Source organism: Nocardioides panacisoli (genome assembly GCF_019448235.1).
In the GTDB taxonomy this organism is placed as follows: Bacteria; Actinomycetota; Actinomycetes; order Propionibacteriales; family Nocardioidaceae; genus Nocardioides; species Nocardioides panacisoli_A.
The window spans coordinates 1,871,277-1,884,342 of record NZ_CP080409.1 but is presented as its reverse complement, the minus strand read 5'-3'; the positions used below and the strand labels follow the sequence as shown (position 1 = coordinate 1,884,342).

Below are 13,066 nucleotides of genomic sequence, written 5' to 3'. Positions count from 1 at the left end.
CCAGGCGCGTGATGTCGGTGCGTTTCCGTATCGTCGGGGCGTCATGACCGCGACGACCGCCTCGCCCTCTCGGGCCCCGATCACGCCTGCCCCGCCGCCGATGGATCCGCGGCGCCGGGTCGACTGGCGACGGCTGCGTCGGCCACTGACGCTGCTGGCGCTGTTCGCCTCCGCCGTCGCCTCGCTGGGCCAGGCGCTGGGGACGGTCGTCGCCGGGCGACTGGCCGAGGAACCCACGACCGTCGGGGTCGGACTGCTCGGTGCCCTGGTGATCGGCGGCGCCCTCGTCGACACGGTCGGCAAGGTCTTCTGGGCGACCGTGGTCGACCGGGCCGAGGGACGGCTGCGCGACGACCTGCTGACCAGCGCGCTGTCCCAGCCCTTGGCGCAGCTCACCGAGCAGGCCGTCGGCGAGGTCCTCGACCGCGTCGACGACGACACCCACGAGGTCGGCACGCTGCTGCGCATCCACGTGTGGCAGCTGTTCCGCACCGTCTTCGGGGTGCTGCCGATGTGGTGCATCGCCGGCATCGCCTGGTGGCCGGCCTGGATCCTGTTCCCGCTCCTGGCCGTCCTGACCGGCCTGGCGATCCGGCCGCTGCTGGGGGAGATCTCGCGGCGCAAGGTCGTGGAGGAGATGGCCTGGACCGACCACGCCGCCGCCCTCGAGGAGGGCATCGCCGGGCGTGACGACCTGCGCACCAGCCTGGGCCAGCCCCACGTCGTACGCCGCCTGGCCCGGCTCTCGGCGCTGGTCCACGAGCGCTTCGGTTCGGTGCTGCAGGCCGAGAGCCGGGTGACCGCCCGCGCCGGCGTCCTCCTCCACGGCCTGCTGGCCGCGGTGGTGGTCGCCGGTGTCGCCGTCGCGACCACCGACGGGCTGTCGGTGGCCCGCCTGGTCACCCTCTTCCTGGTGACCTCGGCCTTCGTCGGCCAGATCAGCATGCTGGCCCAGCACCTGCCCGACCTCCAGGCCGGGCTGGGCGCGATCGTCCGCATCCGGCAGATGATGGCCGCCGACGCCGAGCCGGTGGGCGGCGACGCGCTCCCCGAGGGCGGCCTCGGACTGGAGCTGCGTGACCTGCAGTTCACCTACGAGGAGGGCTCGTTCGCGCTGCGCGACCTCGACCTGCGGGTGCCCGCGGGACAGACGGTCGCACTCGTGGGCCGCACCGGGTCGGGCAAGTCCACGGTCGCCTCGCTGCTCTCCCGCGCGGTGGAGCCGCCCCCGGGCACCGTGTTCGTGGGAGGTCGCGACGTCCTCGACCTCGACCTGGCCGCGCTGCGGTCGGCGGTCGGCGTGGTCACCCAGCGCACCGAGATCCTCGCCGGCACGCTCGCCGACAACATCGCCCTCTTCGCCCCGGACACCCGCGCGCGCGTCGAGGCCGCGGTGGCCGAGCTCGGCCTCGGGCCGTGGGTGGCGGGCCTGCCCGACGGGCTCGACACCATCCTCGGCCCCGGCGGCACCACGCTGTCGGCGGGGGAGGAGCAGCTGGTCGCGTTCGCACGCCTGCTGGTCCGCGACGTCCGCGTCGTCGTGCTCGACGAGGCGACCGCTCGCATGGACCCGGCGACCGAGGCGCGTGTCGTGGCCGCGGCCGAGCGACTGCTGCGGGGCCGCACGGGCATGCTGGTGGCGCACCGGCTCTCCACCACCGAGCGCGCCGACCTGGTCGCGGTGCTCGACCAGGGCCACATCGTGCAGCAGGGGCGTCGTGTCGACCTGGCGGCGACGCCCGGCCCCTTCCGGTCGCTGGTCGAGGCCAGCCGCGCCGAGCACGGTGCCCGCGCCCGGATGCCGTTGGACGCCACGGCTGCGGCAGCGGATGCCCCCGACACGGCGGCCGGCACCACGGTCGGCGGCCGTCGCCGCACGGGCCCGCCCCCGCCTCCGCCCGAGATCGCCGACGGTCCGTCCCTGGCACGCGGCATCTGGCGCGCCCTCGCGGTCCGCCCGAGCTGGGGCTACCTCGGCGCTGCCCTCTTCCTGGTCACGGCGCTCACCGCGCCGCAGGGGGCGCTGACCGGCTGGCTGTGGGGCCACGTCGTGGTCGACCTGCGCGAGGGCGGCCAACCGTTCCTGCTCGTGGGCTTGCTGGCATTCCTGCTGCTGGTCGGTCCGCTGCTGCTGGCCGACGCCATCCGCCGCTACCCGCGCTGGTGGATCGAGGTCATGCTGCGCACCCGGATGTCGGTGCTGCTGGGCCAGACTCGCCAACACCGGCTCGACCGCACGCCACCCGGCGAGGTGGTGGCCCGCTCGATGGACGCCGACCGGTTCGCGCGCTACGCCGACCGCTGGGTGGACTTCCTCAACGGCCTCGCCGTCGCGGCGGTGACGGCCGCGGTCGCGGCGAGCTGGCTGGCCGGCGGGGTGCTGCTCGCGGTGATGGTGGTCTCCGCGCTCGCCTCCACCCTGGGGCGGCCCGTCGCGGGCCGCTCCGCCGCGGCGGCCTCCGCGGCCCGGGCGCGGTTCGGTCGCATGCTGGTCTCGGCGCTGGAGTCGGCCCGCACCGTCAAGCTCGCCTCGGCGACGCCCGCGGTCCACGCGCAGGTGCGCCGCGTCGACAGCGGCCGCATCCGTGCGGCGATCACCGAGCACCGCGTCCAGGCGCTGCTGGACGGCGTCCCCATCGTGATGGTGCAGTGCGGCGTCGTCGCGGCGTGGGCGGCCTACCTCGGCGGCTGGTGGGGCCTGGCCACGGCGCTGCTGGTGGCCAACGCCGTCTCGGGCTTCGACTGGTTCGGCCGGGTCGCGGGTTCGGTGGTCACCGAGGCCCCCGGCACCCGTGTGTGGCAGCGGGTGACGACGCAGTACGCCGGTGGTGGCGACCTGATGGTCCTCCCCGCCGGCATCGACCTGGTCACCGGTGACGCCCCCGAACCGACCACCGTCGACCGGGTCCCGCTGGAGCGCCTGGAGCTGCGTGGCTTCAGCGCGATCCACGACGACGGCACCATCGGCGCGTCCGGGGTCGACCTCACCGTGCTGCCCGGCGAGTTGGTGCTGCTGGTGGGACAGGTCGGCTCCGGCAAGTCCAGCCTGCTCTCCGCGCTGGCCGGACTCGTCGACCACCGCGGCGACCTGCGCTGGAACGGTGAGGAGATCGGCGACCCGCAGCAGTTCCTGCGGCCCGGCCAGGTCGCCCACGTGGCGCAGGTGCCGCGGGTCCTGTCCGGCACCTTCGCCGACAACGTGCGGCTGGGCCACGCCCGCAGCTTCGACCGGCCGGTCGCCGACGCCCGCCTCGACACCGACGTGGACACCGCCGGCGGCCAGCACGCGATGGTCGGTCATCGTGGCGTCCGCCTCTCCGGGGGACAGGTGCAGCGCCTCGCGCTCGCCCGTGCACTCGCGGCGGATGCGGAGCTGTTGCTGGCCGACGACGTGTCGAGTGCGCTGGATGCGGCGACCGAGGTCGAGCTGTGGCGCAGCCTGCGTCACCGCCACCTGACCGTCGTCGGCGCGACGGCCAAGGTCGCCGCCCTCGCGCAGGCCGACCGCGTCGTCGTGCTCGTCGACGGCGAGGTTGCCGCCACGGGCCCGTGGGCCGAGCTGGCGCCCCGCTGGGGGCACCTGGCCGGCTGAGCCGGCGCCGGGTTCACCCGGCGTAGCCGAAGAGGCCGAGGTGGCTGCGGCTGGCGGTCGCGACGATCTCCTCGGGGGTGGCGGCCACGGTGCCGTCGAGCCATCCGGTCACGAGCTCGGCGACGCCGCCGATGAAGAGGAGGCCGGCGACGTCGTCCTCGTGTCCGCCCGTGGTGCGCAGGCCGGGCGTCAGGCGTGCCTCCTCCGCGACGCGGTGGGCGAACCGGTGCAGCAGCTCGGTGCGCCGTTGGCGCAGCCGTGGTGCGGCGGTGGCCGCCACCAGCGCCACCCGCCCCTTGCGGGGGTCGGCCTGGAGGAGGCCGAGGAGTGCGGCGAGCATCGCGTGGGTCCGTCGTGCCGCGTCCTCGCCCGCGGCCTCGGAGGCGGCGGTGCAGGTGTCCTCGATCTCGGTGGCGATGACGTCCATCAGGGTCGTGAGCGCGTCGTCCAGGTCACGGAAGCTCTCGTAGAAGTAGCGCTCGGTCAGCCGGGCCTCCTGGCAGACCGCGGTCATCGTCGTACGTCGCTCCGGGTCGGCCCAGACCGCGAGCGTGGCCTCGAGGAGCTCGGAGCGCCGGCGCGCGGCGCGATCGGCAGCGCTCACGCCGCGATAGACGCCGGTCTGACCACTCATGGACAAAGGTTGACAGAGCCTCCTGTCTGAATCAAGGTGGCTGCCATGACCCACGCGCCGCCACTTCGTGAGGTACCCGAGCTGCGGCCCCGGGACCGGGGCCTGCCCGTGGTCGGACGGCTGTTCGACTACCTGCGCGACCCCGTGGCCCTCATGGAGCACCAGTGGGAGCACTACGGACCGGTCTCACCGATGAACGCGCTGCTGGACCGCGCGGTCATGGTGCTCGGCCCGGACGCGTGCGACGCGGTGCTGCGCAACCGTGACAAGGCCTTCGCCAACGGACCGGCGTGGGGCCGCATCGTGGGTCCCTTCTTCGACCGCGGGTTGATGTTGCTGGACTTCGCCGAGCACCACGCCCACCGGCGGATCATGCAGGAGGCCTTCACCCGCGACCGGCTGGCGACCTACGTCGACGCCATGCACCCCGCGATCGCCCGCGGCACCGCCGACTGGGACAGCACCGAGGACTTCCGGTCCTACCCCGCGTTGAAGCAGCTCACCCTCGACATCGCCGCCGACCTCTTCATGGGCGGGGCCGAGCACACCACGCGGGAGGAGATGGACCGGGTCAACCGGGCCTTCATCGACTGCGTGCAGGCCGCCTCCGGCGTCGTCCGCGCCAACGTCCCCCTCACCCGGTGGGGGAGGGCCCACCGCGGCCGGCGCGTGCTCGAGGAGTTCCTCCGCGGCTACCTTCCCGCCAAGCGCGCCGAGCGCACCGACGACATCTTCTCGGTGCTGTGCCACATCGAGGGCGAGGACGGCGAGCGGTTCGGCGACGACGACGTCGTCAACCACATGATCTTCTTGATGATGGCGGCCCACGACACCTCCACCATCACCACCGCCACGATGCTGCAGTACCTCGGCCAGCACCCGCACTGGCAGCAGCGGTGCCGGGAGGAGTCCCTCGCGCTCGGCCCGGCACCGAGCCATGCGGAGCTGGAGTCGCTCGAGGCGCTGGACTGGGTGATGAAGGAGGCCCTGCGACTGCGGGCACCGGTGCCCGTCCTCGTACGCCGTGCCGAGCGGGACGCCGAGGTCGTCGGACACCGCATCCCGGCCGGCACCCACGTCATGGTCGGCGTGCAGTTCTCCCACCTCATGCCCGAGCTGTGGAGCGAGCCGACCCGCTTCGACCCCGAGCGGTTCGCTCCCCACCGGCGCGAGGACAAGAGCCACCGCGTCGCCTGGGAGCCCTTCGGCGGCGGCGTGCACAAGTGCATCGGCCTCCACTTCGGCGGCCTCGAGGTCAAGGCGATCCTCCACCACCTGCTGCGCCACCACGAGTGGCACGTCCACCCCGACTACGTCGCGCCGCTGGACCACCACTCGCTCCCCTTCCCGACCGACGGCCAGCCCGTCGACCTCACCCGCACCCGAGGAGCCGCCTGATGCCCGCATCCACCCCCGCGCCGATCGCCGAGCGCTCGATCATCGTCACCGGCGGCGCCCGCGGCATCGGCCGCTGCGTCGTGGAGCGTCTCGCACGCCGCGGCGCCCGGGTCGCCGTGGGCGACGTCGACCTCGACCTCGCCGCCGAGGTCGTGGCCCCGTTCGGCGACCGGGCGGCAGCCGCCTCCCTCGACGTGACCGACCCGGACTCCTGGCAGGAGTTCCTGCGGGCCGTGGACCACCTCGGGCCCTTCGACGTGCTGGTCAACAACGCCGGCATCATGCCGCTGGGCTCGGTGCTCAAGGAGCCGGACCGGGTGACCCGCGCCATCATCGACGTCAACCTGCTCGGCCCCATCCACGGGACCAAGGCCGTGGCGCCCGGCATGGTCGAACGCGGTCGCGGCCACGTCGTCAACGTCGCCTCGGCCGTCGGGCGGATCGCGGTGCCCGACGGGGCGACGTACTCCGCCTCCAAGCACGGCGTGGTCGGGTTCAGCGAGGCGACCCGCCAGGAGCTGGAGCCCCACGGCGTCGACGTCACGGTCGTGCTGCCCACCGTCGTGCAGACCGAGCTGGCCGCCGGCGTGCCGCCGACCCGCGGCGTACGCCCGGTCACGCCGGAGGAGGTCGCCGAGGTCATCGAGTCGGCGCTGGAGCGCCCCCGGGCCGAGCTGTGGGTCCCGCGCTGGTCGCAGGGCCTGAGCAAGTCCACCCTGGCGCTGCCCCGCTTCGTGCAGCGCGCGTTGGCCAAGGCGACCCGCGCCGACGCGGTGCTGTCGGCAGCGGACTCGGCGGCGCGGGCGGCGTACGAGGACCGGGCGCGCCGGAGTGCGCGCGACTGAGGGCCGCCGCACCCGTGCGGGCGGCGCCGGGTGCCCGGTGGAACAATGGCGACCATGTCGACGACCACCCAGCCCGAGGTGAGCGCGTCCCCGGCCGGCGGCCCGACCGTCCGGCCGCGGGTGCTGTCCGGTATCCAGCCGACCGCCGACGGCTGGCACCTGGGCAACTACCTGGGCGCGGTCCGGCAGTGGGTGGCACTCCAGGAGGACTACGAGCCGTTCTTCTTCATCGCCGACCTCCACGCGATCACCGTCCAGCACGACCCGAAGCAACTGCGCGAACGCTGCCTGCGCTACGTCGCGCAACTGCTGGCGGCCGGGGTGGACCCGGAGCGGTCGGCGATCTTCGTCCAGAGCCAGGTGCCCGAGCACACCCAGCTCGCCTGGGTCCTGGAGTGCCAGACCGGGTTCGGTGAGGCCCGTCGGATGACCCAGTTCAAGGACAAGTCCGCCAAGGGGGGCGAGGGCGCCGCCTCGGTGGGGCTGTTCGCGTACCCGATGCTGATGGCCTCCGACATCCTGCTCTACCGGCCGCACTACGTCCCGGTCGGCGAGGACCAGCGCCAGCACCTCGAGCTCACCCGCAACCTCGCCCAGCGCTTCAACAGCCGGTTCAAGAAGACCTTCCGCGTGCCCGAGCCCTACATCCTCGAGTCCACCGCGAAGATCTACGACCTGCAGGAGCCCACGGCCAAGATGTCGAAGTCGGCGTCCGCGCCGGGTGGCATCGTGGAGATGCTGGAGGACCCCAAGCGCACGGCGAAGAAGATCCGCTCCGCCGTCACCGACTCCGGCAGCGAGGTCCGCTACGACCCCGAGACCAAGCCGGGGGTGAGCAACCTGCTCTCGATCCACGCCGCACTGAGCGGCGAGACGACCGAGGCCCTGGAGGCGCACTACGCCGGGCAGGGGTACGGCGCGCTGAAGACCGACGTCGCCGACCTCGTCGTCGAGTACGTCACCCCGTTCCGGGAGCGGACGCTGGAGCTGCTCGACGACCGGGCGCACCTCAGTGCGGTGATGGCCGACGGTGCGGCCAAGGCACGCGCGGTCGCCCACCGCACCCTGGGCGACGTCTACGACCGCCTCGGCTTCCTCGCACCCGACCCCGCTGCCGACTGATGCCGACCGTCGGGGTCCTGGTCACGCTCCCCGAACCGGCGCTGTCGGAGTTGGACGGCTACCGGTTCGGGATCGGTGACCAGAACCCTGCGGAGGTGCCCAGCCACATCACCCTGCTCCCGCCGACCGAGGTCGACGACGGCGACCTGGTGGCCATCGAGGAGCACCTGGCGACCGCGGCGGCCGGGCATGCGCCGTACCGCGTCCACCTGCGGGGCACCGCCACCTTCCAGCCTGTGTCGCCGGTCGTCTTCGTGGTGCTCGCCGAGGGCATCGCGCGCACCGAGCAGCTGGCGGCGGCCGTGCGCAGCGGTCCGCTCGACGTCGAGCTCGCCTACCCCTACCACCCCCACGTCACGGTGGCCTACGACGTCGACCAGGAGGTCCTCGACCGGGCGTTCGAGGACTTCGCCGGCTACGACCGCGCCTTCGACGTGGCAGAGTTCCACCTTTACACCCAGGGCGCCGACGGCCGTTGGCGTCACACCCGTCGCTTCGATCTCGGGGAGGCCTGAGGACCGTGCCCTCGCTCAAGGACCGCGTTGCCACCGTCCGGTCCCGCGTCCCGTTCCTGGACCACCTCATCCGGACCCAGGAGCACGTCGGGGCCGTGAAGGCCAACCAACAGGCCGGCGCGATCACCTACTTCGGGTTCATCTCCGTCTTCCCCATCCTCGCCCTGTCGTTCGCGGTGATCGGGTTCGTGGCGCGCATCAACCCCGGACCGTCGATGAACCTCGAGGCACGGCTGATCACCGCGATCAACGACGTGCTCCCCGGCATCGCCGACGGCGAGCTGATCGACACCGTGCGCGAGAACGCCGAGGGCATCGCGTCGGTCGGTTTCGTGCTCGTGCTCTACTCCGGCCTCGGGTGGCTGTCGGCGATGCGCAACGCCCTGCTCGTGGTGTTCGAGATGCCCACCGACGAGTACCCCAACTTCGTGCTCGGCAAGCTGCGCGACCTCGGCTCACTGGCGCTGATCGGCATCACCATGCTGCTCGCGGTCAGCGTCGCCGGCGTGGTCAACGCCGCCTCGACCTGGGTGCTCGCGCAGCTCGGGCTCGACAGCGACCTGGAGTGGCTGCTGAAGCTGTTGGCGATCGTCGTGGGGCTCGGCGCCAACACCGTCCTGTTCTTCTGGATCTTCCGCCTGCTCGCCCAGCCGCCGCTCCCCACGGCATCGCTGTGGAAGGGCGCGTTCCTCGGTGCCTTCGGGTTCGAGGTGCTCAAGCAGGCGGCGACGTACCTGCTCGCCGCCACCCGGGAGCAGCCCGCCTTCCAGGTGTTCGGCATCGCCCTGGTCCTCGTGGTGTGGATCAACTACTTCGCTCGGGTCCTGATGTACGCCGCCGCGTTCGCCCACACCGGGCCGCAGGCGGTGGCCCAGCGCGAGGCCGAGGCGGCGGCCGAGGAGGCCGCGCAGGTCGCCGAGCTGGCCGAGGCGGTGGAGGAGCAGGCCGCCGTGGTGGCACGCCGGGAGACGCGCGGCAAGGTCAGCGGCCCGTTCGCCGCGGGTGCCGTGGGTGCCGCGACCCTCGCAGCGATGCTCCGCAAACGACCGCGCCGCTGAGGCGCAGGGGAGGAGACCCGTGCAGTTCGAACGCAAGCACGCCGTGCTGCTGTTGGCCGTGGCCGCCTGGAACGTGGTCACGTTCGGCAACTTCGCCAGGAACCTGGTCCAGGCGGCCCAGTCGGGGGAGGACCGGGCGGCCGGCTACTGGATCGCGCACACCGTGCTGATCGTGGTGAACTTCGCGATCGCCGCTGTGCTCGGGGCGCTGGGCTGGAAGGCCTGGCGCCGCACCTGACGCGGTCGACGTCGTACGACGAAGGGCCCCGGCGCATCGCGCCGGGGCCCTTCGTCGTTGACCAGTTCGTCCTCAGCGACCGCGCATCATCGAGGAGCGCAGGTCCTTGTTGAGCTGGCTGATGACGTCCAGCGGGATCTCCTTGGGGCAGGCGGCCGTGCAGGCACCGATGTTGGTGCACCCGCCGAAACCCTCGTGGTCGTGCTGGGCGACCATGTCGACCACGCGGCCGTCACGCTCGGCCTGGCCCTGGGGGAGCTCGCCGAGGTGGGTGATCTTCGCGCCCACGAACAGCGACGCCGACCCGTTGGGGCACGCCGCGACGCAGGCGCCGCAGCCGATGCAGGTCGCCACGTCGAAGGCGCGGTCCGCTGCGTCCTTGGGCACCTGCACCGAGTGGGCCTCCGGCGCCGCGCCGGTGTTGACCGAGACGTAGCCGCCCTGCTGGATGATGCGGTCGAACGCCGACCGGTCCACCACGAGGTCCTTGACGACCGGGAACGCCGCGGCGCGCCAGGGCTCGATGGTGATCGTGTCGCCGTCGCTGAAGGACCGCATGTGCAGCTGGCAGGTGGTGGTCACCTCCGGGCCGTGGGCGTCGCCGTTGATCATCAGCGAGCACATCCCGCAGATGCCCTCACGGCAGTCGGAGTCGAACGCGATCGGCTCCTCGCCCTGTTCGTTGAGCTCCTCGTTGAGGACGTCGAGCATCTCCAGGAACGACATGTCCGGCGAGACGTCGTCGAGCTCGTAGGTGCGCATCGCGCCCTTGGCCGAGGCGTCGGGCTGACGCCAGATCTTGAGGGTGAGCTTCACTTGTAACTCCGCTGCTTCATCTCGATGGCGGTGTAGACCAGGTCTTCCTTGTGCAGGACCGGGAGCTCGTCCTCGCCGGCCCACTCCCAGGCCGAGACGTAGGCGAACTCGTCGTCGTGGCGCAGTGCCTCGCCGTCCTCGGTCTGCGACTCGGCCCGGAAGTGGCCGCCGCAGGACTCGCGCCGGTTGAGCGCGTCGATGCACATCAGCTCGCCGAGCTCGAAGAAGTCGGCCACGCGGCCGGCCTTCTCCAGCGACTGGTTGAGGGTGTCGGCGGCGCCGAGGACCTTCACGTTGCGGTAGAAGTCGTCCTTGAGCGTGCGAATCAGGTCGATGGCCTTCTTCAGCCCGTCCTCGGACCGCTCCATCCCGCAGTACTCCCACATGATGTTGCCCAGCTCGCGGTGGTAGGAGTCCACGCTGCGCGTGCCGTTGACGCCGAGGAAGTGGTCGATGCGGTCCTGCACCGACTTCTCGGCCTCGACCACCGCGGGGTGGTCGGCGGGGACCTCCTCGAAGGGGCCGTCGGCCAAGTAGTCGCGGATGGTGTGGGGCAGCACGAAGTAGCCGTCGGCCAGGCCCTGCATCAGCGCCGAGGCGCCGAGCCGGTTGGCGCCGTGGTCGGAGAAGTTCGCCTCGCCCGTCACGAACAGGCCCGGGATGGAGGACTGCAGGTCGTAGTCGACCCAGAGGCCGCCCATGACGTAGTGCACCGCGGGGTAGATCCGCATCGGCACCTCGTAGGGGTTCTCGCCGGTGATGCGGGCGTACATGTCGAACAGGTTGCCGTACTTGGACTCGACCGCGTCCCGACCCAGGCGCTCGATCGCCGCGGCGAAGTCGAGGTAGACGCCGCGGCGCACCCCGTCGACCTCGGGACCGACGCCCTTGCCGTCGTCGCACTGGTACTTCGCGGCGCGCGAGGCGATGTCGCGGGGCACCAGGTTGCCGAACGAGGGGTAGATCCGCTCCAGGTAGTAGTCGCGGTCCTCCTCGGGGATGTCCCGCGGGTCCTTGTCGGCGTCGGACTTGTTCTTGGGCACCCAGATGCGGCCGTCGTTGCGCAGCGACTCCGACATCAGCGTCAGCTTCGACTGGTGCGAGCCCGACACCGGGATGCAGGTCGGGTGGATCTGGGTGTAGCAGGGGTTGGCCATGTAGGCGCCCTTGCGGTGCGCCCGCCACGCCGCGGTGACGTTGGAGCCCATGGCGTTCGTCGAGAGGTAGAAGACGTTGCCGTAGCCGCCGGAGGCGAGCACGACGACGTCGGCGGTGTGTGTCTCGACCTCGCCGGTCACCAGGTCGCGCGCGATGATGCCGCGGGCGCGGCCGTCGACCACGATGACTTCGAGCATCTCGTGGCGGGTGTACTCGGTGACGGTGCCGGCCTTCACCTGGCGCTCCATCGCCTGGTAGGCGCCGATCAGCAGCTGCTGGCCCGTCTGGCCCCGCGCGTAGAACGTCCGCGAGACCTGCACGCCGCCGAAGGAGCGGTTGTCGAGCAGGCCGCCGTACTCGCGGGCGAACGGGACGCCCTGCGCGACGCACTGGTCGATGATGTTCGTGCTGACCTCGGCCAGGCGGTAGACGTTGGACTCCCGCGAACGGTAGTCGCCGCCCTTGACGGTGTCGTAGAAGAGCCGGTGGACGGAGTCGCCGTCCTCCTTGTAGTTCTTCGCCGCGTTGATGCCGCCCTGTGCCGCGATCGAGTGGGCGCGGCGCGGGGAGTCCTGGTAGCAGAACGACTTCACGTTGTAGCCGGCCTCGCCCAGCGTCGCGGCCGCGGAGCCGCCGGCGAGGCCGGTGCCCACGATGATGACGTCGAGCTTGCGCCGGTTGGCGGGGTTGACCAGGCGCGCGTCGAACTTGCGCTGCTGCCACCGCTGGTCGATCGGGCCCTCGGGTGCCTTGGGGTCGACCAGGGGCTCCCCGAGCGTGTAGAAGCCGGCCGCGTCGTCGTAGGAGCCGCCCGAGGGACGGTCGTGGGACGGGTCGGAGGTCAGCGTGGTGTCCGGCATGTCGGTCATGTGTTCAGTTCCCTCTACCAATCCGTCAGTCGATGATGCCGGCGAGTACGCCGATCGGGACGAGCGCGAACCCACCGGCGATGACGACCGCGAGGGCCAGCGAGAACAGCTTGGTCCGGGCGCGGGCACGTGCCGACCCCGTGATGCCGAGTGTCTGGCAGGCGCTCCAGAGCCCGTGGTGGAGGTGGGCCCCGAGTGCCGCCATCGCGGCGAGGTAGATCAGCGTCATCCACCACAGCTCGAAGCTGTCGACCATCAGGGCGTAGGGGCCCTCGTCGGTCGGACCGCCCTGCGGGTTGACCTTGCCGATGGTGAAGTTGAGCAGGTGCCAGATGAGGAAGAGCAGGATGGTCAGGCCACCGAAGCGCATCATGCGGGCCGCCGGGATGGCGCCGGTGTTCTTCTTGACCTGGTACTGCACGGGGCGCGCCTTCTGGGCCCGCCGGTACAGCGCCACCGCGCACGCGACGTGGACGACCAGCGAGAGCAGGAGCACCACGCGGATGATCCACAGCGCGCCCTCGTGGGGGAGCATCGGCTCGCCGAGCTCGCGCAGGTGGTGGGCGTAGTCGTTGAACGCCTCCTCACCCGAGAAGGCCTTGAGGTTGCCGTACATGTGGGCGAGGACGAAGCCGATGAAGATGATGCCGCTGACGGCCATCAGCAGCTTCAGGGCGATCGTCGTGCGCGCGGCCCGTGCCCCGGAGACCAGGGTCGGGCGGTTCGGTGTCGAGGTTGCCACAGCCGCTCAGCCTAGCGTCCTGCTCGCGCCGTGGGGGGCGGCAGGGGTGTGAGATGGATCCATCAGGTGAGGCTTGCCT

Annotated in this window: 11 protein-coding genes; 7 read left to right on the top strand and 4 right to left on the bottom strand. The window is 71.9% G+C overall.

From position 1 onward, the window contains the following. The first annotated feature begins 43 nt into the window (after positions 1-43). On the top strand, positions 44-3,592 hold the full coding sequence (locus KUV85_RS09225; protein WP_219959595.1) for an ABC transporter ATP-binding protein: 3,549 nt from the start codon (positions 44-46) through the stop codon (positions 3,590-3,592). A gap of 13 nt (positions 3,593-3,605) precedes the next feature. On the opposite strand, the gene KUV85_RS09220 is transcribed toward KUV85_RS09225, so the two are convergent. After that, positions 3,606-4,226, bottom strand: a complete 621-nt coding sequence (locus KUV85_RS09220; protein WP_219959594.1) for a TetR/AcrR family transcriptional regulator — start codon at positions 4,224-4,226, stop codon at positions 3,606-3,608. A gap of 45 nt (positions 4,227-4,271) precedes the next feature. On the opposite strand from KUV85_RS09220, the gene KUV85_RS09215 reads away from it, so the two are divergent. From KUV85_RS09215 to KUV85_RS09190, 6 genes are read left to right on the top strand one after another with little or no spacing between them, the layout of a single operon-like run. Continuing rightward, the gene (locus KUV85_RS09215) at positions 4,272-5,624 is read left to right on the top strand and encodes a cytochrome P450 (RefSeq protein ID WP_219959593.1); all 1,353 of its coding nucleotides are present in this window, start codon (positions 4,272-4,274) and stop codon (positions 5,622-5,624) included. Beyond that, positions 5,624-6,469, top strand: a complete 846-nt coding sequence (locus KUV85_RS09210) for an SDR family oxidoreductase (RefSeq protein ID WP_219959592.1) — start codon at positions 5,624-5,626, stop codon at positions 6,467-6,469. The genes KUV85_RS09215 and KUV85_RS09210 overlap by 1 nt, the downstream gene beginning before the upstream one ends. A gap of 54 nt (positions 6,470-6,523) precedes the next feature. Then, positions 6,524-7,591, top strand: a complete 1,068-nt coding sequence (gene trpS / locus KUV85_RS09205) for a tryptophan--tRNA ligase (protein WP_219959591.1) — start codon at positions 6,524-6,526, stop codon at positions 7,589-7,591. Beyond that, on the top strand, positions 7,591-8,106 hold the full coding sequence (locus KUV85_RS09200; protein ID WP_219959590.1) for a 2'-5' RNA ligase family protein: 516 nt from the start codon (positions 7,591-7,593) through the stop codon (positions 8,104-8,106). The genes trpS and KUV85_RS09200 overlap by 1 nt, the downstream gene beginning before the upstream one ends. A gap of 5 nt (positions 8,107-8,111) precedes the next feature. Further along, positions 8,112-9,164, top strand: coding sequence for a YihY/virulence factor BrkB family protein (locus KUV85_RS09195; RefSeq protein ID WP_219959589.1), 1,053 nt, complete (start codon positions 8,112-8,114; stop codon positions 9,162-9,164). A gap of 19 nt (positions 9,165-9,183) precedes the next feature. Further along, on the top strand, positions 9,184-9,402 hold the full coding sequence (locus KUV85_RS09190) for an SCO4848 family membrane protein (protein WP_219959588.1): 219 nt from the start codon (positions 9,184-9,186) through the stop codon (positions 9,400-9,402). A 72-nt stretch (positions 9,403-9,474) separates the two neighbouring features. Here KUV85_RS09190 and KUV85_RS09185 read toward each other — a convergent pair whose 3' ends face one another. The 3 genes from KUV85_RS09185 to KUV85_RS09175 are packed head-to-tail and all read right to left on the bottom strand — an operon-like array spanning position 9,475 to position 12,987. Beyond that, a complete protein-coding gene (locus KUV85_RS09185) occupies positions 9,475-10,218 on the bottom strand; it encodes a succinate dehydrogenase/fumarate reductase iron-sulfur subunit (RefSeq protein ID WP_219959587.1) in 744 nt (247 codons plus the stop codon). Next, complete coding sequence (locus KUV85_RS09180; RefSeq protein ID WP_237690272.1) at positions 10,215-12,236, bottom strand: fumarate reductase/succinate dehydrogenase flavoprotein subunit; 2,022 nt, start codon at positions 12,234-12,236, stop codon at positions 10,215-10,217. The genes KUV85_RS09185 and KUV85_RS09180 overlap by 4 nt, the downstream gene beginning before the upstream one ends. A 34-nt stretch (positions 12,237-12,270) precedes the next feature. After that, positions 12,271-12,987, bottom strand: coding sequence for a succinate dehydrogenase cytochrome b subunit (locus KUV85_RS09175; protein WP_219959585.1), 717 nt, complete (start codon positions 12,985-12,987; stop codon positions 12,271-12,273). Positions 12,988-13,066 lie beyond the last annotated feature (79 nt).